Origin of the sequence: Coprococcus hominis (ex Arizal et al. 2022) (genome assembly GCF_040094675.1) — a bacterium.
Lineage (GTDB): Bacteria > Bacillota > Clostridia > Lachnospirales > Lachnospiraceae > Coprococcus_C > Coprococcus_C hominis.
In genome coordinates, this window is record NZ_JBBNHG010000039.1 from 46,134 (window position 1) to 68,946 (window position 22,813).

At 45.0% G+C, this 22,813-nt stretch carries 22 protein-coding genes; 1 reads left to right on the forward strand and 21 read right to left on the reverse strand.

Annotated features, from left to right (window positions below):
• Nucleotides 1–2: 2 nt before the first annotated feature.
• From AAAT93_RS12270 to AAAT93_RS12350, 17 genes are all read right to left on the reverse strand, one after another.
• A complete protein-coding gene (locus AAAT93_RS12270) occupies nucleotides 3–470 on the reverse strand; it encodes an endolytic transglycosylase MltG (RefSeq protein ID WP_021985214.1) in 468 nt (155 codons plus the stop codon).
• Nucleotides 463–798, reverse strand: a complete 336-nt coding sequence (locus AAAT93_RS12275) for a YlbF family regulator (RefSeq protein WP_021985215.1) — start codon at nucleotides 796–798, stop codon at nucleotides 463–465. Before AAAT93_RS12275 ends, AAAT93_RS12270 begins: the two co-directional genes overlap by 8 nt.
• A gap of 1 nt (nucleotide 799) precedes the next feature.
• Nucleotides 800–2,461 carry a ribonuclease J gene (locus AAAT93_RS12280; RefSeq protein WP_227573271.1) on the reverse strand — a complete coding sequence of 554 codons (1,662 nt, stop codon included), beginning with the start codon at nucleotides 2,459–2,461 and terminating at the stop codon, nucleotides 800–802.
• A gap of 6 nt (nucleotides 2,462–2,467) precedes the next feature.
• Nucleotides 2,468–2,728, reverse strand: coding sequence for a DUF1292 domain-containing protein (locus AAAT93_RS12285; protein WP_021985217.1), 261 nt, complete (start codon nucleotides 2,726–2,728; stop codon nucleotides 2,468–2,470).
• Nucleotides 2,721–3,155, reverse strand: coding sequence for a Holliday junction resolvase RuvX (gene ruvX, locus AAAT93_RS12290; protein ID WP_021985218.1), 435 nt, complete (start codon nucleotides 3,153–3,155; stop codon nucleotides 2,721–2,723). The genes AAAT93_RS12285 and ruvX overlap by 8 nt, the downstream gene beginning before the upstream one ends.
• Before the next feature lie 45 nt (nucleotides 3,156–3,200).
• Complete coding sequence (locus tag AAAT93_RS12295; RefSeq protein WP_021985219.1) at nucleotides 3,201–3,458, reverse strand: IreB family regulatory phosphoprotein; 258 nt, start codon at nucleotides 3,456–3,458, stop codon at nucleotides 3,201–3,203.
• Between the two features lie 77 nt (nucleotides 3,459–3,535).
• A complete protein-coding gene (locus AAAT93_RS12300) occupies nucleotides 3,536–8,110 on the reverse strand; it encodes a PolC-type DNA polymerase III (RefSeq protein ID WP_227573272.1) in 4,575 nt (1,524 codons plus the stop codon).
• Nucleotides 8,111–8,114: 4 nt separating this feature from the next.
• Nucleotides 8,115–9,203, reverse strand: coding sequence for a flavodoxin-dependent (E)-4-hydroxy-3-methylbut-2-enyl-diphosphate synthase (ispG, locus tag AAAT93_RS12305; RefSeq protein ID WP_227573273.1), 1,089 nt, complete (start codon nucleotides 9,201–9,203; stop codon nucleotides 8,115–8,117).
• A 24-nt stretch (nucleotides 9,204–9,227) separates the two neighbouring features.
• Nucleotides 9,228–10,280, reverse strand: coding sequence for a M50 family metallopeptidase (locus AAAT93_RS12310; RefSeq protein WP_021985222.1), 1,053 nt, complete (start codon nucleotides 10,278–10,280; stop codon nucleotides 9,228–9,230).
• Nucleotides 10,281–10,307: 27 nt separating this feature from the next.
• The gene (locus tag AAAT93_RS12315) at nucleotides 10,308–11,453 is read right to left on the reverse strand and encodes a 1-deoxy-D-xylulose-5-phosphate reductoisomerase (protein WP_117780646.1); all 1,146 of its coding nucleotides are present in this window, start codon (nucleotides 11,451–11,453) and stop codon (nucleotides 10,308–10,310) included.
• Entirely contained in the window at nucleotides 11,450–12,271 is an 822-nt protein-coding gene (locus tag AAAT93_RS12320) for a phosphatidate cytidylyltransferase (RefSeq protein WP_021985224.1), read from the reverse strand. The genes AAAT93_RS12315 and AAAT93_RS12320 overlap by 4 nt, the downstream gene beginning before the upstream one ends.
• Before the next feature lie 3 nt (nucleotides 12,272–12,274).
• Nucleotides 12,275–13,003 (reverse strand): isoprenyl transferase, encoded by a 729-nt coding sequence (locus tag AAAT93_RS12325; RefSeq protein WP_021985225.1) that lies wholly within the window; start codon nucleotides 13,001–13,003, stop codon nucleotides 12,275–12,277.
• Nucleotides 13,004–13,006: 3 nt separating this feature from the next.
• Nucleotides 13,007–13,552: a ribosome recycling factor gene (frr, locus tag AAAT93_RS12330; protein ID WP_021985226.1), complete on the reverse strand. Its 546-nt coding sequence runs from the start codon at nucleotides 13,550–13,552 to the stop codon at nucleotides 13,007–13,009.
• A 63-nt stretch (nucleotides 13,553–13,615) separates the two neighbouring features.
• Nucleotides 13,616–14,314 carry a UMP kinase gene (pyrH, locus tag AAAT93_RS12335; RefSeq protein WP_117780672.1) on the reverse strand — a complete coding sequence of 233 codons (699 nt, stop codon included), beginning with the start codon at nucleotides 14,312–14,314 and terminating at the stop codon, nucleotides 13,616–13,618.
• Nucleotides 14,315–14,341: 27 nt separating this feature from the next.
• Nucleotides 14,342–15,502 (reverse strand): polymer-forming cytoskeletal protein, encoded by a 1,161-nt coding sequence (locus tag AAAT93_RS12340; protein ID WP_021985228.1) that lies wholly within the window; start codon nucleotides 15,500–15,502, stop codon nucleotides 14,342–14,344.
• 58 nt (nucleotides 15,503–15,560) lie between these two features.
• Nucleotides 15,561–17,918, reverse strand: a complete 2,358-nt coding sequence (locus tag AAAT93_RS12345; RefSeq protein ID WP_227573274.1) for a PEP-utilizing enzyme — start codon at nucleotides 17,916–17,918, stop codon at nucleotides 15,561–15,563.
• Nucleotides 17,919–17,933: 15 nt separating this feature from the next.
• Complete coding sequence (locus AAAT93_RS12350; RefSeq protein WP_118373450.1) at nucleotides 17,934–18,743, reverse strand: Cof-type HAD-IIB family hydrolase; 810 nt, start codon at nucleotides 18,741–18,743, stop codon at nucleotides 17,934–17,936.
• Nucleotides 18,744–18,861: 118 nt separating this feature from the next.
• Between AAAT93_RS12350 and AAAT93_RS12355 the strand changes: the two genes are divergently transcribed.
• Nucleotides 18,862–19,275, forward strand: coding sequence for a 23S rRNA (pseudouridine(1915)-N(3))-methyltransferase RlmH (locus tag AAAT93_RS12355; RefSeq protein ID WP_117780649.1), 414 nt, complete (start codon nucleotides 18,862–18,864; stop codon nucleotides 19,273–19,275).
• Here AAAT93_RS12355 and AAAT93_RS12360 read toward each other — a convergent pair.
• The 4 genes from AAAT93_RS12360 to rpe all read right to left on the reverse strand — a co-directional run bounded on the left by AAAT93_RS12360 (nucleotide 19,259) and on the right by rpe (nucleotide 22,811).
• Nucleotides 19,259–19,717, reverse strand: coding sequence for a 23S rRNA (pseudouridine(1915)-N(3))-methyltransferase RlmH (locus tag AAAT93_RS12360; RefSeq protein WP_227573275.1), 459 nt, complete (start codon nucleotides 19,715–19,717; stop codon nucleotides 19,259–19,261). The genes AAAT93_RS12355 and AAAT93_RS12360 overlap by 17 nt on opposite strands.
• 193 nt (nucleotides 19,718–19,910) lie before the next feature.
• The gene (gene putP / locus AAAT93_RS12365) at nucleotides 19,911–21,461 is read right to left on the reverse strand and encodes a sodium/proline symporter PutP (RefSeq protein ID WP_227573276.1); all 1,551 of its coding nucleotides are present in this window, start codon (nucleotides 21,459–21,461) and stop codon (nucleotides 19,911–19,913) included.
• A complete protein-coding gene (locus AAAT93_RS12370; protein WP_118373452.1) occupies nucleotides 21,462–22,148 on the reverse strand; it encodes a thiamine diphosphokinase in 687 nt (228 codons plus the stop codon).
• Between the two features lie 9 nt (nucleotides 22,149–22,157).
• The gene (rpe, locus tag AAAT93_RS12375) at nucleotides 22,158–22,811 is read right to left on the reverse strand and encodes a ribulose-phosphate 3-epimerase (protein WP_021985235.1); all 654 of its coding nucleotides are present in this window, start codon (nucleotides 22,809–22,811) and stop codon (nucleotides 22,158–22,160) included.
• Between the last annotated feature and the right edge of the window lie 2 nt (nucleotides 22,812–22,813).

A 22,813-nucleotide genomic window follows, 5' to 3' on the forward strand; every position in this document is an offset into this window, starting at 1 on the left:
ACTTATTCGTTTTCCTCGTCACTGCTTGTATCTATATTACAGATAATCTGCAATATCTCATCATAGGTCATGCTGGCTGACAAATGATATTTTCCACTTGTGATCTTATTTCCATAGCCCTTTACCTTTACCTTGGCATAAAAGACGTACTTATCTTCAATAATCTCCGCATCCTGCAAAGCACTTCCAATCTCCATGATCGAGGAATCTGCTGGAATATCGACCACGATATACTGCTGGCTTCCCGGATGGTATGCAACATTGCCAAATACGCCATAAGCAAAATTAAAAGAATATGTAAACAGCTTTACGATCAAAAATACGATCAGTATATTGACAAATAAACTGAACATAAACCCAGAAGAATTCTTTAAACCTTTTCGCAGATTCTCCTCTTTTTTACGCACATTTTTCCTGCTTGTTTTTTTCTTTGCTATTCCATTTGTTGTTTTTTTCACATTTTCACTCATTGATGTAATCAAACTCCAATCCTTCTGCTATGGAATCAAACACCCGCTGCAGCAGCTTACAGATCTGCTGTTCCGCCTGCAAAAAATCACTTACCACAGAGTTGTGCAGCAGTTCATCGTATTCCCTTGTCAGTTCTATCATCTCATCGTAAGGGTTTACGCCCTGCCGATTCTGAAGCTCGTAATTCTTGGCACGGAATTCCTGCAGATGTCTGCTCAATTCCTCATTTTCAAGAAGCGCCTGTTTTGTCCGCAGGTAAGTGCGGTACTCCTCAGATGCCCGGATATGTTCATTTAATTGTTTGCTCTCGTTAATAACCTGTCTCATATTAAACCTCTGTGATAATCGGCAGAATCATCGGGCTTCGCTTCATCTTCTTCCAGAGGAAATCACTCAGCGCATCTCGAATCGTATTCTTCAATTTGCCCCAATCTGTAATTCCCCGGTCTAAGCAGTTATCCAATGCTTCCTGCACCACCTCGCGGCATTCATCCATCAGGTTCTCTGCCTCACGCACATAAACGAATCCACGGGATACAATATCCGGTCCGGCAACCTGCTGGTTGCTTCCTGCCTCCAGTGTCACGACAACGATCAAAAGGCCATTCTCGGAAAGTTGCTGACGATCACGCAATACAATGTTTCCAACATCGCCAACACCGAGTCCGTCGACCAGAATTCCCTGTGCCTGTACCTTTCCAGTCACGTCAAAGACATCTTCTCCTATCGACAGTACATCGCCGGCGGATAAGATCTTGACATTTTCCTTGGGAATTCCCATCTCTACTGCAAGCTCTGCATGGCGCTTCAGATGTCGGTATTCGCCGTGTACCGACATCGCATATTTCGGTTTTGTAAGCGCATACATCAGTTTTATCTCTTCCTGACAGGCATGTCCGGAAACATGGGTATCCTGGAAGATTACATGAGCGCCCTTCATTTCAAGCTCGTTGATCACCTTGAAGATTGCCTTCTCATTTCCCGGAATCGGGCTGGATGAGAAGATAACTACATCGCCCGGCTTGATCGTGATCTGCTTGTGAATGCTGGCCGCAATTCTCGAAAGCGCTGCCATATTCTCGCCCTGACTTCCGGTTGTGATCAGTACCACCTGCTCATCCGGATAGTTCTTAATCTGATCGATCTCGATCAACGTATTGTCCGGTATATCAATATAGCCAAGCTCCGAAGCTGTCTGAATGACATTTACCATGCTTCGTCCCTCGACAACCACCTTTCTGCCATACTTGTACGCAGAATTGATAATCTGCTGTACACGGTCGACATTTGATGCAAATGTCGCAATGATGATTCGATGATCCTTGTTGTCATCAAACAAATGGTCAAATACTTTTCCGATCGTTTTCTCGGATGGAGTGTATCCTGAACGTTCCACATTTGTGGAATCCGCCATCAGTGCAAGCACACCTTTCTTTCCAAGTTCACCAAATCGTGGCAGGTCAATTGCCTCACCAAAGACCGGTGTGTAATCAACCTTAAAATCTCCGGTATGCACGATGATACCGGCTGGTGTATAGATCGCAAGTGCAGCCGCATCCGCAATCGAATGTGTCGTACGGATGAACTCGATACGGAACGCACCAAGTGTGATCATCTGTCCGTGTGTTACGATCTTTCTTCTGACGTTGTTAATATTTCCATGTTCACGAAGCTTATGCTCGATCAGTCCCATCGTCAGCTTGGTTGCGTAAATCGGCATATTCACTTCATTTTCTATATACGGAATCGCACCGATATGATCCTCATGTCCGTGCGTGATTACAAGTCCCTTTACCTTGTCCGCATTTTCCTTTAAGTATGTGACATCCGGGATGACAAGGTCGATACCAAGCATCTCATCCTCCGGAAATGCAAGTCCACAGTCTACGACAATAATACTGTCCTCATACTCGAACGCGGTAATGTTCATTCCGATCTGCTCTAATCCCCCAAGCGGAATGATCTTCACCGACTTATTATTCTGTTTCATTCTAAACTAAACCTCCAAATCAATGTCTTCCAACAGCTCATCAAAGATCTTGATCACTGCTTTCAATTCGTTCTCGTCTTCTACTTCTGCGTAAGAAACGACATCTCCTTCGCTGTCCGGTTCTTCTTTCAGTACAAAGAAACTGCCATCCTCACTTTCTTCGTCATCTGTCACCAGAATGTAATTCACTCCAAAAAGCGTTGTCTGTTCTAATACATACAACTCGATATCTCCATCTTCTGTTTCAAATGTAATCTTCTCACTCATCTCTTTTATGTGCCTCTCGATCCAGATAACTCTGCAATATGATAGCTGCCGCCATCTTGTCAATGTGTTCTTTTCTTCCGCTCACGCACACACCCGTCTCTTCTAAAATCCGGTTTGCTTCCACTGTCGTGAGCCTTTCATCCTCAAATATTATCGGCAATCCGGTTCTGCGTTCCAGATTCTCCGCAAATTCTCTCGTTGCCTGAACTCTTGGTCCTTCCGTATTGTTCATCATCTTGGGAAGTCCAAGTACGATTTTATCCACGTCGTGCTCCACCACGAGTGCCTCAATCCTTGCATAGGTCTGTCTCAGTTTATTTTCTTGTTTTCGCTCGATCGTCTCGAGTGGCTGTGCAATCAAACAAGTTGCATCTGACAATGCAACGCCAACTGTCTTCGAGCCATAATCCAGTCCAAGGATTCTCATATCGTCCCGCTCCTTCTGTCAAGCAGAAATACCACGCAGTGTTTCTTACTTGAGCCGTGTCTCAATATAGTTCTCAAGAAGTACCTCTATGATCTCATCCCGCTCTGCTTTCATGATCAGACTTCTCGCATTTTTGTAACTTGTAATGTAGGTTGGATCTCCACTCATCACATAACCGACGATCTGACTTACAGGGTTGTATCCTTTCTCAGATAACGCCTCATACACCTGCTCTAAAATGTCAGATACCTCTATATTTGATTCATGGATAATTCCTATGTCCTGAGTATTTTGATTGTTCACTTTCTCACGTCCTTCTTTATTGCATTAAAAAACATTTGGCTTTATTTTAATATATGTAGCCTAAAATAGCAACTCTTTTATTTCAGCATGCCAAAGAAATCATACTGGTTTGTCTCTGGCAGATCGCCGAGGATTCCAAGTTCTTCCATCACATCGAGGATCGTCTTTGACACCTTTCCACGGATACGGATATCCTCTTTTGATGTAAATGTGCCGCCTTTTGCTGCTTCCTCCAGCTGTTGCGCCGCCTTTAAGCCCATGCCGGCAATGGATGCAAAGCTCGGCATGATCTTTCCATCTATGATCTGGAAACGATCTGCCTTTGCACGGTACAGATCGATTGGCATAAACTCGATACCTCTCGCATACATCTCCTGTACCAGCCGCATATCACGCACCATATCCTTCTCGGTCGCACTCATATCATTCTTATCTTTCTTCTGCAAGGCAGCCAGATTTTCTTCCAGTGCCTCCTTGCCAAGACACATCTGCTGATAGTCAAACGCCGACGCACGGATACTGAAAAATGCCGTGTAATATGCAAGCGGATATTTAATCTTGTAATATGCTACACGCCAGCCCATCATAACATAGGCAACCGCATGTGCCTTCGGGAACATGTACTTGATTTTCTCACATGACTCCATGTACCATTCTGGAACATCATGCTTACGCATCTCCTCTTTCCACTCATCCCATTTGTCACATTTGCCTTTTGCAACGATACCTTTTCGTACCTTCTCCATGATGTTAAATGCAAGTCCCGGTTCCAGTCCCCGGTAGATCAGATACGTCATAATATCATCTCGTGTACAGATCGCGGACGAAAGTTCACAGACGCCCTCCGCAATCAGTGTCTGTGCGTTTCCAAGCCATACATCCGTACCATGGGAAAGTCCCGCGATACGCACCAGATCCGAAAATGCTTTCGGCGCAGCGTCGATCAACATCTGCATCGCAAAATCTGTACCAAACTCCGGAATTCCAAGTGTACCAAGCTTCGTGCCGCCGATGTCCTCCGGTTTGATACCAAGTGCTTCCGTATTATGGAACAAAGACATAACATCTTTATCATCCAGCGGAATCGTCTTCGCATCCAGTCCGGTCAGATCTTCCAGACGACGAATCATCGTCGGATCATCATGACCGAGAATATCAAGTTTCAACAGGTTATGGTCGATGGAATGGTACTCAAAATGTGTTGTAATAATATCGGTTGTTGTGTCGTTCGCCGGATGCTGGATCGGCGTGAACGAATAAATCTCCTCATGCTTTGGCAGCACGATCATACCACCCGGATGCTGTCCGGTTGTACGTTTCACGCCTGTCAGTCCCAAAGCGATACGTTCCATCTCACAACGCCGTTTTACCTGCTCATGCTCTTCGTAATATTTGTACACATATCCAAATGCGGTTTTCTCTGCCAGAGAACCAATCGTTCCCGCACGGAATGCCTTTCCCTTTCCAAAAAGTTCCTCTGTATAAGCATGTGCTTTGGGCTGATACTCACCAGAGAAATTCAAATCAATATCCGGCTCTTTATCGCCATAGAAACCAAGGAATGTCTCAAACGGAATATCGTGTCCTTCCTTCGTCATCAGCGTGCCACACTTTGGGCATTTCCGGTCAGGCATATCACAACCAGACTGTCCTTCGAACTGTTTCACAAAATCCGAATCAAAATCTGTAAAATAACACTTCGGACAGATGTAGTGTGCCGGAAGTGGATTTACTTCCGTGATACCTGCCATCGTCGCAACAAAGGACGAACCAACCGAACCTCGGCTGCCTACCAGATATCCATCGCCATTTGATTTCCACACCAGCTTCTGCGCGATAATATACATAACCGCAAATCCGTTTGAGATAATGGAATGCAGTTCCCGTTTCAGTCTCGCCTCTACGATCTCCGGCAGATTTGGTCCGTAAATCTCATGTGCTTTGTCATAACAGATCGTCGTCAGCGTCTCATCGGAATTATCAATGATCGGCGGACATTTATCCGGCCGTACCGGTGAGATACGCTCAATCATATCATTGATTTTATTTGTATTTGTAATAACGACTTCTTTTGCAAGATCACTGCCTAAATACTGGAACTCTGCAAGCATCTCATCCGTTGTACGGAAAAACAGCGGTGGCTGACGGTCTGCATCATGGAATCCCTTTCCCGCCATCATGATCCGCCGATATATCTCATCCTCCGGATCGAGGAAATGCACATCACACGTTGCAACGACCGGCTTGCCAAACTGTTTCCCGAGGTCACAAATCTTCCGGTTTACATCCTGCAGATCTTCCACGGTCTTGACCGGCGCTTTCTCATCATCAAGCAGGAACATGTTGTTTCCAACCGGCTGAATCTCATAGTAATCATAGAAATTACAAAGTCTTGTGATTTCATCCTCGCCCTCTCCGTACAATACTGCACGGTAAAGCTCGCCCGCCTCACAGGCGGAGCCAATGATCAGACCTTCCCGGTATTTGTTGATCAGACTCTTCGGCATACGTGGACGCCGGTTAAAATATGTCAGATGCGACTCAGAAATCAGACGGTACAGATTCACTCGTCCAACCTCATTTGCCGCCAATATGATACCATGATACGTTTTTGCTTTCCGGATTGCATCCGGAGATGCAGCACCCGCTTCGTTTAACTCATGGATCGTTGTAATACCTTTTTCTTTGATCATCTTGATCATCTTGACGAAGATCTCAGCTGTAGCAGCCGCATCATCACAAGCTCTATGGTGATGCTCATTTACAACACCAAACTGCTTGCACAGACGATCCAGTGTATACTTACCAAGCTCAGGAAGCAGGATATGCGCCAGTGTCATCGTATCCACGATTGTACTGTCAAACACCAGTCCCAGCCGCTTTGCATTCTCCCGTATAAATCCGGTATCAAAGGTAGCATTATGCGCAACCACACTTGCATCGCCAATATACTCTAAAAATTTCGGCAGGATCACTTCGATCGTCGGTGCATTCTGCACCATCGCATCCGTGATGGATGTAAGCTTCGTGATCGTATACGGAATCGGCACCTCCGGATTGACAAATTCAGAGAATGTATCCTGTATCCTTCCATCCTTGATCCGCACGGCACCGATCTCAATGATACGATTATTTGTCGGGCTTAAGCCTGTGGTTTCTATATCAAATACCACATATTCCGAATCAATCTTCTGTCCTTTTTCGTTCTGGATCAAGCCTTTTACATCATCGACAAAATAGCCCTCTACACCATAGATGATTTTAAAGTCCTCGCCTTTTTTGAGCTGGTGGTTTGCAATCGGGAATGCCTGTACAACACCATGATCGGTGATTGCAAGCGCCTTCATGCCCCATTCCTTCGCGCGGGCAATAACTTTTTCGATGCCAACCACACTATCCATCTCGCTCATGATCGTATGCAGATGCAGCTCGACACGTTTTTCAAGCGCGTTATCCATCCGTTTCTCCCGAAAATCATTTGCCGGTTTGATTCCGGCAACGGATGAAAAGGTGATTTCCTTACTGTAGCTGTCATACATTGGCACACCTTTTATGATATAGAATTTTCCCTTCTGCAATTCATCCAGCAACGGTCCCCGGTCATCCGGTGATACAAACAGTTTGAACATAATTGTATCAGTAAAATCGGTAATCGCACCTGTGATAATAAACTTTCCACTTCGCAGTTCGCGATCTTCCAACGCAATTACCTGTCCATGGATACAACATTCACCGGTACCTTCTTCGAGTGCCTCAATCTTGACAATATCCGCCTCACAGTTTCTGCCATAGAACACATCCGGGTCCTGTGACTGCTGCTTGCGATAACTTCCATAATCGCCTTTCCCTGAGAATTTGCGATCGGATCTGGCACCTGCGCCATAGGATTTGGCTGCTGCAGCCGCTGGTTTTGCACTGGATGCGGCTGGCTGTGGGGACTTCGGTGCATCTGTCTTTGCAGCCGTTTTTGCTTCTGCCTGTTTATTTTCATCCTTGGCGGCCTTTTTATCTTCTGCATTCTTCTCTTTTTCCGAAGCATCCGAAGCAGCTTTTGCCGCCTGTAATTCTGCATTTTTCTCCTCGATCGTACGGAGCTCCTGCTGTAAGCGCAGCGCATTTGCCTGCCGCAGCTTCGTTTTTTGCTCTAAGGAATAGCTGAATCCAACTTCGATTTCTTTTCCAAAATGATCACGAAAATAAGACACGAGAAAATCCCGTATCAGTTTTTCATGTTCCTTTGCAACCGAGGAATGTTCGACCGCAATGCTGATCACATCCTCGTTATAATACCACTCCGCCCGGCTCATCAACCGAAATGCAATCCGGCTGATGCTGCGCAGTTCCTCTAACAGGCTTTCTTTATAATTCTCCGCAATCTGTCTCACATCATATTGTTCCGATAGCTGATATCGCATAAATATCTGGATTTTCTTTCCTGCACCACCCATATGATATGCATACTGTGTCAGCAATGCTTCCATACGGGTAATCATATGATATGGAATCAAGTGGTCACTTTGCAGCGTAACAATCATCTGTTTTTTTGTCTCGTAGGTTTTGATACTCTCCACCTGCGTATCCGAAAAAAGGGCGTCAAGTTCCGCTCCACCCTTAAAAGCCGGAAATACATTACAAAATGTTTTGTTATCCACGTTTTTACTCCTCTTCCCAGTGATCCAGCTCGTACTTCAGTGCTGCAAGCAGATTCTCCTGTGGAACTTTCTTAATGATCTCACCGTGTCTCATCAGAAGTCCCTCACCATTGCCGCCTGCAATACCAAGATCCGCTTCCCGTGCCTCACCAGGTCCATTTACCGCACAGCCCATCACAGCAACCTTGATTGACAGATGGTCATAGCCGGCAATCAGTTTCTCTACATCATTCGCAAGTCCGATCAGGTCGATCTTTGTTCTGCCACAAGTCGGACAGGACACGAGCTCGATTCCATCCTTGCGCAACCCTAACGTCCGCAGGATCAGCTTTGCCGATGTAATCTCCTCAACCGGATCTCCCGTCAGAGACACACGCATCGTATCGCCAATTCCCTGTCCTAAAATCATACCAAGCCCTACTGCAGACTTGATATTGCCACGATAGACTGTTCCAGCCTCTGTAATTCCAACATGCAGAGGATAACTCGACTGTTCCGCAATCAATTCATGCGCATGTACACACATCATAACATCGGAACTCTTGATACTGATTACCAGATTATCGTAATCACATTCCTCGATCATCCGTACCTTGTCAAGTGCAGACTCCACGATACCTTCCGCTGTCACGCCACCATATTTTTCAACCAGATTCCGCTCTAAGGAACCGGAATTCACACCGACACGAATCGGAATATTCCGCTCTTTCGCTACTTTTACAACCTTCTTCAGATTCTCTTCTCCGCCGATATTTCCCGGATTGATCCGAATCTTATCTGCACCATATTCCATCGCAAGTATCGCCAGCCGATAATCAAAATGAATGTCTGCTACGATTGGAATATGAATCTGTTCTTTAATCTTATCAAATGCCTTTGCAGCCGCCTCGGTATTCGCGGTGGAACGGATGATCTGACAGCCTGCCTTCTCCAGTTCCAGAATCTGCGCCACGGTTGCGTCTACATCAGATGTCTCTGTATTTGTCATAGACTGAATCGCAATCGGATTGCCGCCACCGATCACGACACCGCCAATATTTATCATTCTCGTCGTATCTCTGTGTGGAAGTGTTTTTTTCGTTCCGTATCTCATAATCACAACCCCTTTTCTAACCTTTTAGAAAAATGCATTCTTAATATCATTAAAGAATACTACAACCATCAATACCATAAGTAACGCAAATCCGATGAAGTTCACAATCGCTTCCTTCTCCTGTGGAATCTTCTTTCTACGGATTGCCTCAATAAACAGGAACAACAGTCTGCCGCCATCCAGTGCCGGAATCGGAAGCAGGTTCATGATACCCAGATTCACACTCAGCAAGATACTCCAGTTTAAAAGATTCAGTATTACATTGATTACTGCCTCTTTCTGCGTTGTGCTGATATCCTTTGCCTCTTCAATCACTTCGTTCATGGCACTTCCAACACCAACGGGACCCATGATATCTCCATTTTTCACACCGCCAGTCACAATCATCCGAAGTCCTGTCACCGTCGCTTTCACCCAATATCGAAGCTCCAGACCTGCATATTTGATATCATTTCCAAATCCGGTGGACGCGACATAACCTCCAGCAACTCCAAGTTTATAATTTCCTTCATTGTCCACCTTTGGTGTTACAACAACCGATTCCTTTGAACCATCTGCATGCTCAATCGAAAGTGTTACCGGCTTGGAAGGATTCTCTGCCTGCATATAGAGTAAAATCTCACGATAATTATAAATCTTCTTGCCATTAATCGCTGTCACTGTATCTCCAACAACGATTCCAGCATCCTCCGCCGCAGAATGTTCTACCACGGTTGTAAGTCTGGCAGGATCACAGCCCGTAAAATGAATCAATACAATTGAAAAAACAAATGCCAGAATAAAGTTAAACACAGGACCCGCCGCAATCACCAGAATCCGTGCCAGCAGCGGCTTGTTGTTAAACGCATTCTCATCTTCACTCTCGCCATCTTCCCCCATCATCATGCAGTACCCACCAATCGGCAGTAAACGCAGGGAATATTTCGTCTCCTTTTTCTGTATTGAAAAAATAGCCGGTCCCATACCAATGGAAAACTCCATAACCGCGATCTTATTCATCTTTGCAACAATAAAGTGTCCGAACTCGTGAAAAAACACGATTACACCAAACACCAGTATAATCAGAATAATGTTCATACAATCTCCTTTTACATCGAAACTCTATCAACCGAATTGTCGTTCAATATAGTCATATACCCAGCGTTCCGTCTCCAGAATCTCTTCAAGTGTCGGATTCGCAATGGTCTTATGCTCCCCCATACAGGCTTCAATTATATCATAGATTTGTAAAAATTTTATGTCCTTGTGCAGGAACTTTGCAACCGCACATTCATTTGCCGCATTAAGTACCGTCGGCATAGATCCGCCAGTTTTAATTGCCTGATATGCAAAATCCAGTCCCTTGAATGTCTCTCTGTCTGGTTTGCTTGTGATGATTCCGGCAATCTTCGAAAAGTCAAGACGGTCACCAGCCAGATATCTACGCTCTGGATAATAAAGCGCATACTGGATTGGCAGGCGCATATCTGCAGTTCCAAGCTGTGCCTTGATCGCACCATCTTCAAATTCCACCATCGAATGAATGATGCTCTGTGGCTGCACAACAACCTCGATATCCTCTGGCATCACATCGAACAGCCAGCGCGCTTCAATAACCTCTAAACCTTTGTTTACCAGTGTTGCAGAATCAATCGTAATTTTTCTTCCCATAGACCAGTTCGGATGTTTCAATGCATCCTCCACTGTAACATCCTTTAATTCCTCTCTTGTATTTCCAAGGAATGGTCCGCCTGATGCTGTGATCAGAAGCTTTGCTATCTTGTTTTCTCTTTCCCCATGCAGGCACTGGAATATTGCAGAATGCTCACTGTCTACCGGGAGAATCCGGACATGATATTCCTCTGCCAGCTTCATGATCAGATGTCCGGCAGTTACCAGTGTCTCCTTGTTTGCGAGTGCGATATCTTTTCCCGCCTTGATTGCCTCGATCGTCGGACGGATTCCGATCATACCAACGATTGCTGTCACAACAAGCTCCGCCGGTTCATATGTAGCGACCGCAATCAGTCCATCCATACCATAAACGATCTTACAATTAAAATCAGACAAGGCAATCCGTAACGCATCTGCCTTGTCTTTGCTTTGTACACTTACGAGTGCCGGTTTGAATTCCCGCACCTGTTTTTCCAGTAATTCTATATTATTTCCTGCTGCTAAGGCTCCGATACGGATATCTGCATTGGCACGCACGACGTCGAGCGTCTGTGTACCAATCGAACCGGTCGAGCCGATAATCGCGATTGTTCTCACATTGCGCCTCCTAAGTTTCCAATCATAATTGAAAAGCAATAATATACGATTGGTGCTGTAAAAATAATACTGTCAAACCGGTCCATGATACCGCCATGTCCCGGAATCAGCTTTCCGTAATCCTTAATGTCATTATTTCGCTTGATGGCGGATGCGGTCAGATCTCCAATCACCGCAAATCCGGCTCCTACAGCGCCTGCCACTGCAAAAATAAGTGGTGCATTTGTTAATTCATATACTTTTGCATTGAAGAATATTCCATACAATGCGCCAATCAATGCAGAACCAAAAATACCGCCAAGCAATCCTTCCACGCTCTTCTTCGGACTGAGTTTTGGTGACATCTTATGCTTTCCAAACTTCACACCAACACAGTAAGCAAATGTATCATTGATCCAGGAACAGATATATACCATCACAACCAAAGCACCACCGTACTTTAAGATACGAACCTGATACAGGAAGGACAGCAGCAATGAAACATAGAAAAATGCTAAGATTGCAACCATCGCATCTTTGTCCGTGTACTTTGGATATGTGATCACATAAACAGCCAATACCAATAATACATACAGAATCATGAGCGGCAGAAGGTATTTCTCCAAATGGAAGAATAAGAAGCAATAATACGCGATCGTCATCAGATAAGCAAGCACTGCCATCGCAGATTTCTCCTGCTTATAGACGCGCATCAGCTCGAACACTCCGCCCAAACTCAAAAGCATAACCGCCACGCCGGTTACATAACCACCCAGATATAAAATTCCAATTGTGAGCAGCGTTAATACTGCACCACTGATAAAACGTGTTTTAAACATAGTTTATTTTACTCCACCAAATCTTCGCTCTCTACCGTTGTAATACCGGATTGCCTCTTTCAATGATTCCTTGTCAAAATCCGGCCACAAGGTATCTGTGAAATAGAATTCTGCATAAGCAAGCTGCCAGATCAGATAATTCGATAACCGCAGTTCGCCGCTTGTACGAATCAGCAGATCCGGATCTGGAAGATCTGCCGTATCCAGATGCTTTGCTATCACATCCTCTGTGATTGCTTCCGGTGCAAGTGTTCCTTCCTGTACCTGCTTTGCAAGCTTCGTCATCGTCCGGCGCAGTTCATCCCTGCCACCATAATTTAACGCGATTGTAAAATCCAGCTTGTCAAACTTTGCTGTCTCACGCTCTGCATGTTCAAGCATCTCCACGATATCTGCATCCAGGGCACTCCGGTCTCCGATCACACGGATACGCAGTCCATCCTTTGATGCACGCTCCACACAGTTCGACAGATAGCTTCGAAGCAGATTCATGATACCGGTTACCTCCTCAGTCGAACGCTTCCAGTTCTCCGTGGAAAATGCATACACCGTCAGATACCGGATTCCCAAATCCGCCGCATCCCGGCAGATCTGCTCCAACACCTTCGCCCCCTGTCTGTGTCCCATGTTCCGTGGAAGCAGACGTTTCTTTGCCCATCTGCCATTTCCATCCATGATGATTGCCACATGAGTAGGTATTTCCAATTCTTCTCCATCAATGATTTTCTTCATAGCTTATACTGTCATGATTTCCTTTGTCTTTGTCTCGATTTCCTGATCTACCTGTGCCACATACTTGTCTGTCATCTTCTGAACTTTCTCTTCGTTGCCTTTGAGTTCATCGTCAGACATCTCTGCTGCCTTGTTCGCCTTCTTCAATGCATCATTTGCATCACGTCGGATATTACGGATGGCAACCTTTGCATTCTCACCCTTCTTCTTAACGTCCTTTGCCAACTCTTTTCTTCGATCCTCTGTCAGCTCCGGGAAGTTGATAATGATGTTCTTACCATCGTTGTTTGGATTGATACCAAGGTCAGAACATACAATCGCCTTCTCGATCTCTTTGATCAGGCTTGACTCCCAAGGTGAGATCATAATCGTTCTTGCTTCTGGAACTGTGATATTTGCCACCTGCTGCAATGGTGTAGGTGCTCCATAATAAAGTACTGTGATACGATCCAGAATATGTGGATTCGCACGTCCGGCACGGATTGTGCTGTATTCTTTCTCCAGACTCTCAATTGTCTTCTTCATCTTCTCTTCATACTGTGCTAACATTTTTCTTCCTCCAAATATAATATACTTTTCTGTCATCCTGTCTTCCTGACATGTAACACACACTTACTCTACTGTTACGGTTGTTCCGGTAAATCCACCAGTCACAGCCTTCTCAATACTGTTGGTATCATTCAAGCCGAACAGCATCATCGGCATCTTGTTCTCCATTGCAAGCACAGCGGCCGCAAGATCGATCACACCAAGCTTCTTGTCCACGATCTCAGAGATTGGCATCGTGTCATATTTCTTTGCGTTCGGATTTGTCTTTGGATCACTGTCATACACACCGTCGATTGCCTTGGCAGAAAGGATCACATCTGCCTCTACCTCGATTGCCATAAGCACGGTTGCTGTATCCGTTGAGAAATATGGATGTCCGGTTCCGCCTGCAAAAAATACGACCTCTCCGTTCTCCAGATACTCGATTGCCTTGTCCTTGTTAAAAAGCTCTGTCATGCTGCCACAGGCAAATGGTGTCATAATGTGTGTCTTCAATCCTTCTGCACGCATCGCATCTGCTGCATAGATGCAGTTCATCACCGTTGCCAGCATACCAATCTGGTCTGCCTTTACACGATCCATGTTGTCGGATGTTCTGCCTCTCCAGAAATTTCCTCCGCCGATTACAATACTCACCTGAATATGCTTATCACAGATTGCCTTTACCTGCTTTGCCACGTCACGGACAACCGCCTCATCAAATCCGGTATGCTTTTCTCCGGCAAGTGCTTCTCCTGAAAGTTTCAATAAAATTCTGTCCATCTTCATCGTTTGATACTCCTCTTCCTTTTATTCAAAAAAGCTCTTTACATCAATCTCCGAATAGCACTGGGAACACATTCCCTCGATCACAGCACCATTGTTGATCTGTACGGATCTTGATTTTATATTTCCCATAATTACCGCGGTCGAATCCACAATCACCGGTCCCTGTACATCGATATCACCCTTGACAGCGCCTGCGATCACAGCAGAACCAGCAAATACATTTCCGACAACGACCGTTCCCACACCAATCTTTGCTGCATCCACGACATGTACATCGCCCTCAATTCTTGCAGCATTCGCGTACAGTTCGCCGACCTGTACATCTCCAGTGATTGAACCGCCCACGATCAGCTTTCCATCACAGCTTACCGCACCGTTTACCGTTCCAATCAGATCGATACAGCCGTCGGTCTGCAAATCTCCATTGATAACTGTCGTCTTTGTAATATAGGTTGTATCTGCCTCTACGAGAGAGCTGACATCTGTCTTTTCAACTGCCGCTGTGTCCATAGTTGTCTCCATCGCTGCATCCTCCTGTACGCGTTCGTTTTCCATCTGCGTCTCTTCCTCTGCCTGCTTCGCCAATGTATCCTCCACAGCCTTCTCCAGATCCGCCGTCAGGAAGTTCTGCAGTTCTTCCTGCTTTGTCTCCGTCTCCGGTTCCGTCAGAAGTGCTTCCTCCGTATGCTCCAGCATATTTTCTTCATCAAGTGCATCCAGCGCCTTTAACTCATCTGTCTCATCCGCGGTATCTTCCTTTATCTCTGCGCCTGCCTCTGTTACCGTCTCCGCCTGCAGATATTCGGTATCTGGTTTTGGTTCCAGCTCATCCTCTGAGAATGGCTCCGGTTCCATTTCCAGCTCGTCCTGAATCACCTCTGCCTCTGGCACGGTGTCAAACACAGAAGTCTCATCTGATGTCTTATCTTTCTCCGTTGTCTCTACATTTGAGAAATGTTCCAGATTCTCAGATGCCTCTGGCATCTCCGGTTCCGGTCTGTCAATCCGGATCTCATCCAGATTCTCCAACAGATCTTCCGGTGCAACCTCCATCTGGTCATTTTCATCAAAGGTGTTTACCATATCTTCATCATCGTATTCCGCGCCAAGTTCATCCTTGTCCGGCATCAGCTCATTGACTGCCTGCGCGAAATCACGCTTGAAATCTTTAAAAAAACCCATGTAGACTTCCTCCTTGTCTCATCGTTTCATTATACACCATGCCTACCTCGAAATCAATTTATTGACTCTGCTTTTCCGTAATTCTTCCATTTTCGCAATCAAGACACATGATCTGCATCCGGTGGATACGCTGGTATATCTTCTCTCCACAGCCGATGGCTGCCGGAATTCCAAACTCTGCACAGCGGATTGCCATATGGGATGCTGCACCGCCATATTTGGTCACAAAGCCTGCAATATCCTTCGCAAAGATCCAGTCATATCCCGGATCTGCTTTCGTAAGCGCCACGATTTTGCCGGTAATGTCCGAATCATGATCCTCATCAAGATTGACGATCGGTGCCTCCACAACCTTATTCGTGATAAAATTCGGTCTTGCCTCGTCGATATCAATAACATCAATATCCCCGACATCGAAGATGACCTCCGGTAATACGAGATACGAATTCACATGGTAAAACCGACGTCGTGTCTCAATCGTCTGAATATAAGAATCACGGCTGTGATAGCTTAAGAGATCCTGAATTTCCAGATAAGACATATCTTCTCTGGCAATCGCCATCACCTCGCCAAGCTTGACGATTACATCCAGCATCAGCGACAATGACTTCGTAAACTCAAACTTAAAATACTCCCGGTTCTGTGTTGTTTTCTTGATAAACTCGATGAATTTCTCCGGTGTAACCGGAATGCCTGCTTCATCCAAAGCAACCTGCAACCGTTCTAAATCGAGACTTTTTGCCTCCTGCTTTACCTTATTGTTTCCAGTCAGATTCGCAGATGCGACATCAAAATAAATGTTCCGGTAGCTGTCTGAACGGATATCATAGGTGCCAAGCCTTAAATGTCCATATAGATGATTGAAGTCATCCCGGCTCAGCTTGCCATGACTGTATAAATCAAAATCACGTTCGAATTCCGAAGCAACCGTCGGAATGGACAACATGAAATCATCCATCTCCTGCTTCGTAAAATATCCTTTTTCCACCAACGTCCGGCAAAAACTCCGCGCCATAAATGCACAACGCGCCTGTCTTGTAAACTGTGGTGTTCCATGGTCCTTGATGGAATCTAACAACTCGTCAATGTAGCTGTACAGCTTCATGACATTTGTCTCCGCAAGTGGCGCATGCTTCCGAAGTTCATGCCGCAGCTCGGTAAGCTGTCCCAGCGAGCGAAGATCCTCCTCGCAAATTTCGTCGTAATGTTCTAACGTCTGCTTTGCAATCTCAAACAGCGCATTTCGAAGCTGGGAAATCTCGACATCGTCAAAGCCATATTCCGCAAGCTCCTTCAGACGGGTATCTGTCATAAAGTCATAGGTGTTGAAAATAATCTCAAATTCAATCTTATCATGTGCCGTCTTATCCTGTCTTAATTTCTGCTCATAATACTGATTTAGCTTATAGCACAGATCCTCCGGCAATCCTGCCGGTGTCAAACCATCGAATGTATAATTCACCGATATATACGGCTTATTCCCCACCTTCTGCATCAGTTCTCCACGAACTGGCTGATAGCCGAGTGGCTGTAATCCTGCCGACCAGATATGGGCGGTGATCAGTTCCCGGTACAGGGAATAATCAAGCGGTCTTGGATTGCTGCCGATAATCTCCGCCGGGTTCCAGAATGCCATATCAGAAAGGATATGGAATGTATCAAGATACTTGCACTTTGCAAGGGCCTTTGTGTCCTTGAATTCCCGGTCTGTCATCGGTGCAATAATCTTCAATGCTGCCGCCAGTGGACGCACCTGGAAAATTACAACCGTTCCATCCTCCAGAATTGCAAATTCGATATCGAGTGCGGAAACATATTCATAAATCTGTTCGATTTCCTTGACTGCCGTCAACAGATCTACAAATTCGTATTCCAGGAACTCTCTGGATGCATTTTTTGCGATCCATTTTGTCTTTCCACGGACGCCACTTGTCACGGAATCCGTGCTTCCATTATCATCATATGTCACCATATAATACGGACGGTTGTATATGATATCTCTTGTGAACACAACCCCTGAAATCCGTACATGATCCGTCTGTCTCTGGATCAATACCTCTTCGTTTGCCTCAATCAGTTGCTGCTTCGCTTCCTCTGTGAAGTCCCCTTCCACATAAGAACGATACACTGTCTCGATTGCCTCTGTAATTGCTGCATCCTTTGATGCATCGACCCCCAGCACGCTCTCAAAGTGTCCGGCATTGCTCGTCTCCAGATTATCCTCACTTTTCGATGAGCTTCTAACAACGATCATCGCTCCGGTAAACTGCTCTTTGATTGCCGCAATCACACCTGCCGGATTTCCGAAGAAATCCTCCGCATACACAATGCTTAATTCCTCAATATAAGAATGTTTTACAATTTCACGCAGATCAGCCAAAGTATCTGCTTTGGTTGATATTAAATATTCCTTCATCTTCTGCCCTTCATTCTACAATACAAACTTCTTAATCACTTCTACCAGTCCATCTTCATCGCAGGAAGCTGTCACATAGTCCGCCACATCCTTGACGACCTGCTGTGCGTTTCCCATCGCAACGCCAACACCTGCGTATTCCACCATCGTCTTGTCGTTGAAGCCATCACCACAGCAGATACACTGTTCCCGCTTCATGCCGATATGCTCCAGAAGCCGTGCGATGGATTCTGCCTTGTCCACACCTTTGACCGTAATCTCAATGAAATACGGTTCGGAACGGAATACATTCAGATCCGGCGAAACCAGCGCTGCCAGCTCCTTCTCATACTGTTCTGCGACTTCTGGCTCAGCTGTCATCAGGCACTTGATCATATCGAAATCCACAACCTTGAGAAAATCATCGACCTGACATAATTCCATATGATTGAGCCGTGCCTCAAACTCCATATATCCATCAGTGTCGGTTCCGGTAATTACCTGATTGTCCTTGTATGTGACCATACCAATGTGACGTTCCTTCGCAAATTCATAGAGAATCTTCGCATAACGGTTCGGGATTGCCTTCGTATAAATCACTTCCTGTGTCGCACACGAAATCACCTTGCCACCGTTAAAGCTCAACGCATAGCCGCCATATTCCGCAAGCCCCAAAGCATCCGAATACTGCTTCAACCCCGGAAATGGTCTGCCCGATGCCAGTGCAACAATATGTCCCTGCTCCTGTATCATCTTCAAATATTTCAGTGTCTCCGGTGTAATCTTTTTCTCCGAATTCACAAGTGTACCATCAATATCTAATACTAAAATCTTTTTATCTGTCATCGTTATCCTCTATCAGCATATTCTTCATTCCATGCCATCGCAATATACTCCTAGGCACGGTTATATTTATTTTACCATTTTCAAGGACATATGAAAAGAAGTATGTTATAATATTTCCATGGAAATTTTAATTCATGTTGAAAAAAAGAAATTAGATAGTGCATATACAAAAGCGGTCGCGGAGTACATCAAACGCCTCTCCGCTTTTTGTCGTGTGAAATGTATCTACTACAAGGATTTCTCAAAATTAGAACTGCAGAATTCGTCTGCCTGCTTCCGTGTCGTTCCCGGCACTGATACGATCTCATCCGAAGAATTTGCGGCAAAGATCGAAGAGCTTGGTCTGTCCGGTTATTCCCGCATCGAGTTTGTTGTTGCAGATCCTGCAACTGTTTATGATCTGGATATCGCAAAGTTTTCCCCATTCTCACTTTCCGGATTTACAATGTCCATTGATCTGACAACCGTCGTTTTGACCGAACAGCTCTACCGTGCCTATACGATATTAAATCACATCACTTACCACAAATAGTATCTGCCAGCACTTCCATAAGCATCACTCGCATCAACTGGTGCGGAAATGTCATATTGGAAAAGCTGATCTTCTCGTCTGCTCGTTTCACAACCGCATCTGACAGTCCCAGCGATCCTCCGATCACAAATGCAATACTTGATTTGCCTCTCTGTTCTGCTGTTGCAATACTTTTTTTGATTTTGGAATTATCCATCTTCTTCCCATCAATGCAGAGAGCCGCCACATAATCGGTATTCTGGATCTGACTTAAAATCTTCTCCCCCTCTGTCTCCTTGATCTTACGGATCACTGTCTCCGATGTCTGCTTCGGAATGCTTTCATCCTTGAGACAGATCAGCTGTATTGATATTTTTTTATTGATCTGCTTCTGAAATTCCTCTATTTTATTCTGATAAAAAGTTTCTTTTACGTTTCCAACTACGATCAGTTTGATCTGCATATCCTGTTTTCTCCTGATTTTCCTTGTTAAATATTACACTTTGCCCGATTATTTACACAAACTTTCAACTTATGTCATAATTTGTTCATAATTATAACTTATATTATAACCATAGTTTTTTCATAAATCCTCTCTTTTTAAGATACAAAAAGAAAATGCCGGCTCGCATCCGGCATTTTCTTTTTTATTCTATTTATGCATTGATGTTTCCATTTTTCACATCTTCAAATTCCTGCATGATCTCATCGCTTGCCTTTGGTGTTGCAAGTGATACAACGACGATAAATACAAGGCTTACAATAAATCCAACTAACAGAGAATATACACCCGTATAAGTAGCCGGTGTCACATGAACCCCATCCAGGGTACAGCATTTAATGTAGTCCCAGATAATAACGGTCAATCCACCGCTTGCCATACCTGCAGCGGCACCTGCGAGATTCATACGCTTCCAATAAAGTGACATCAGGATTGCCGGACCAAACGCACTACCAAGTCCTGCCCATGCATCGCTGACCAGATTCATGATGGATGAATTTGGATTCCATGCAATTACGATCGCAATGATTGCAACAACAAATACCGTTGCTCTTGCAATAAACAATATCTGCTTATCTTTCAGCTTCTTGAAGAACACACCCTTGAACAGATCATTTGCAACTGCGGAAGACGATACAAGAAGCTGGGAATCTGCCGTTGACATGATTGCAGCTAAGATGCCACACAGCAGCAGACCACCGATAAATGGCAACGCGTAATCTGTCATGAAGAGCTTCTTGATCATCTCGATATAGACATTCTCATACTGTGCACCTTCGTTGGAAAGTACCATTGGATACAGATATGCACGTCCAAGCACACCGATCACACAGGCAAGTACAAGCGAGATCAGTACCCACACGATCGCAACCTTCTTGGATTTTGCAAGTTCCTTCTCATCGCGGACTGCCATGAAACGAACAAGAATATGTGGCATACCACAGTATCCAAGTCCCCATGCAAGCTGGGACGCAATACTGATACCGGAAATCGGCTTACCATCCTGCATGAAGATATTCAGATAATCCTTCGCATCGACATTCAATCCGGAATTTACAAGATTTGGTACAATGTTTCCTGTGCCAAGCACGATCACAACCAGAATTGGAACAGCAAGTACACCAACCAGCATCATCATACCCTGTACGAAGTCTGTGGTACAAACGGCAAGGAATCCTCCAAGGAACGTATAGATCAGAATAACGACCGCACCGACGATCAATGCCTGATGATAATCCATCTTTGTGATTGATGCAAACAGCTTTCCACCAGAAGCAAATGCAGATGCAGAATATACCACGAAGAAGATTACAATAACGATCGCAGAAATCGTAATCAGAATATTATGCTTATCGCGGAAACGATTGCTCAGATACTCCGGAATCGTCATTGCATTGCCTGCTCTGATCGTATAGCGGCGCAGACGACCTGCGACGATCACCCAGTTCAAAATCGTACCGATCAAAAGACCGATTGCGATCCAAGCCTGATTCGCACCAAATGCATAGACACAGCCTGGAAGTCCCATCAGCATCCATCCACTCATGTCGGATGCCTGTGCAGAGAGGGCTGTCACCCATCCTCCCAAGTTTCTACCTCCTAAGAAGTAATCATCCGAGCTTTTGTTTTTTCTAGCTGTAATAATACCGATTCCCAACATGAAAATCATGTAAATTACAAATGCAAGTATTACCCATGTTGACATTTAATCTTTGGTCTCCATAAGAAACAGGTACCCATCTCCAATCGTTATGTGACCTTCCTCCTCTCTTAATTCGTTGCTAAGTCCTATCGTCTCTCCCTTTCTGATTGACAGGTCATTTGCATTATATTTAAAACCTTTGAGGGTAATGCCCTTCACACATTCTGAAAAGGGCAGTAAAGATATATAAGGTCCATACAGATTTTCTGCACGAACTATCTTTTCTTTTTGTATCAGAAAAATCCGGTTATGCAGATCTAAGATTTCTGCATGGATTCCCTCCTGTTCACACGTAAAAAGCAATCCCAGATTTCCAAGTGTATGGTCGAGTCTGGTTCCAGTTGCGCCAAGCAGCAATGCCCGTGTAAATCCACGTTTTGCCGCCTCTAAGACTGCAACATGTGTATCCGTGAAATCTTTTTCCGGATTCAGTACCACACACTTTTCACGCACAACGGCATCAGGGCTTGTCACATATTTCGCTCTGATGCCGTCATTCGCGGAATCAAAATCTCCAATTATCAAATCCGGTTCGATGTCCAATTGTTCTAACATTTCCAGTCCCTTGTCCACACCGATCACATACGGATGAACCGGATATCCATATGCGCCCTCATAAACGGTCGCGAGCAAATTCTGATCGACCGAGCCACCTGTGACAATGAGACAATATTTGCTTTCTGTTTTCATTTCTATGCTCTATGCGTTCAGCTTTTCCATAAAAGCCGCGATATTTGCTTTCTTGTCGCCCTTGAAGACAGCGGAACCTGCAACAACAACATTCGCACCGGCGTCTAATACATCCTGTACGTTGTCAACCGTGATACCGCCATCCACCTCGATCAGAAGCTCTGGATTACGCTCTTCGGCAAGTGCCTTTACTTCCTGCAGCTTCGTAAGTGCAATCGGCATAAACTTCTGTCCGCCAAAGCCCGGATTGACGCTCATGATCAGCACCATATCCACCTGATTGATATAGTACTCTAACCAGTGTACCGGAGTCTCCGGATTCACAGCAATACCAACCTTCATACCTGCTGCCTTGACAGCATCAATCGTCTCCTGTAAATCCTTACATGCCTCGTAATGTACTGTCAGCATGTCTGCTCCTGCATCCGCAAATGCATCGATATAACGAATTGGCTCATTAATCATCAGATGTACATCAAAAAAGCTGTCTGTGACCTTACGGATGCATTTAATAACCGGTGGTCCAAAGGAGATATTTCGTACAAAGGTTCCATCCATAACATCTAAATGAAACCATTTCACGCCTGCCTCATCCAGCACTTTTGCATTTCGTTCAATATGGTTAAAATCAATTGACAACAATGACGGTGAAAGAATATTCATAC

What these genes read in the sequence shown, in the direction of transcription:
- putP (WP_227573276.1), bottom strand. Translation starts at nt 21,461, where the DNA reads ATGTCAACATGGGTAATACTTGCATTTGTAATTTACATGATTTTCATG.
- AAAT93_RS12370 (WP_118373452.1), bottom strand. Translation starts at nt 22,148, where the DNA reads ATGAAAACAGAAAGCAAATATTGTCTCATTGTCACAGGTGGCTCGGTC.
- AAAT93_RS12275 (WP_021985215.1), bottom strand. Translation starts at nt 798, where the DNA reads ATGAGACAGGTTATTAACGAGAGCAAACAATTAAATGAACATATCCGG.
- AAAT93_RS12345 (WP_227573274.1), bottom strand. Translation starts at nt 17,918, where the DNA reads ATGAAGGAATATTTAATATCAACCAAAGCAGATACTTTGGCTGATCTG.
- AAAT93_RS12280 (WP_227573271.1), bottom strand. Translation starts at nt 2,461, where the DNA reads ATGAAACAGAATAATAAGTCGGTGAAGATCATTCCGCTTGGGGGATTA.
- AAAT93_RS12350 (WP_118373450.1), bottom strand. Translation starts at nt 18,743, where the DNA reads ATGACAGATAAAAAGATTTTAGTATTAGATATTGATGGTACACTTGTG.
- AAAT93_RS12355 (WP_117780649.1), top strand. Translation starts at nt 18,862, where the DNA reads ATGGAAATTTTAATTCATGTTGAAAAAAAGAAATTAGATAGTGCATAT.
- ispG (WP_227573273.1), bottom strand. Translation starts at nt 9,203, where the DNA reads ATGAGATACGGAACGAAAAAAACACTTCCACACAGAGATACGACGAGA.
- AAAT93_RS12320 (WP_021985224.1), bottom strand. Translation starts at nt 12,271, where the DNA reads ATGTTTAAAACACGTTTTATCAGTGGTGCAGTATTAACGCTGCTCACA.
- rpe (WP_021985235.1), bottom strand. Translation starts at nt 22,811, where the DNA reads ATGAATATTCTTTCACCGTCATTGTTGTCAATTGATTTTAACCATATT.
- AAAT93_RS12360 (WP_227573275.1), bottom strand. Translation starts at nt 19,717, where the DNA reads ATGCAGATCAAACTGATCGTAGTTGGAAACGTAAAAGAAACTTTTTAT.
- ruvX (WP_021985218.1), bottom strand. Translation starts at nt 3,155, where the DNA reads ATGAGAATCCTTGGACTGGATTATGGCTCGAAGACAGTTGGCGTTGCA.
- frr (WP_021985226.1), bottom strand. Translation starts at nt 13,552, where the DNA reads ATGTTAGCACAGTATGAAGAGAAGATGAAGAAGACAATTGAGAGTCTG.
- AAAT93_RS12325 (WP_021985225.1), bottom strand. Translation starts at nt 13,003, where the DNA reads ATGAAGAAAATCATTGATGGAGAAGAATTGGAAATACCTACTCATGTG.
- pyrH (WP_117780672.1), bottom strand. Translation starts at nt 14,314, where the DNA reads ATGGACAGAATTTTATTGAAACTTTCAGGAGAAGCACTTGCCGGAGAA.
- AAAT93_RS12285 (WP_021985217.1), bottom strand. Translation starts at nt 2,728, where the DNA reads ATGAGTGAGAAGATTACATTTGAAACAGAAGATGGAGATATCGAGTTG.
- AAAT93_RS12310 (WP_021985222.1), bottom strand. Translation starts at nt 10,280, where the DNA reads ATGAACATTATTCTGATTATACTGGTGTTTGGTGTAATCGTGTTTTTT.
- AAAT93_RS12270 (WP_021985214.1), bottom strand. Translation starts at nt 470, where the DNA reads ATGAGTGAAAATGTGAAAAAAACAACAAATGGAATAGCAAAGAAAAAA.
- AAAT93_RS12340 (WP_021985228.1), bottom strand. Translation starts at nt 15,502, where the DNA reads ATGGGTTTTTTTAAAGATTTCAAGCGTGATTTCGCGCAGGCAGTCAAT.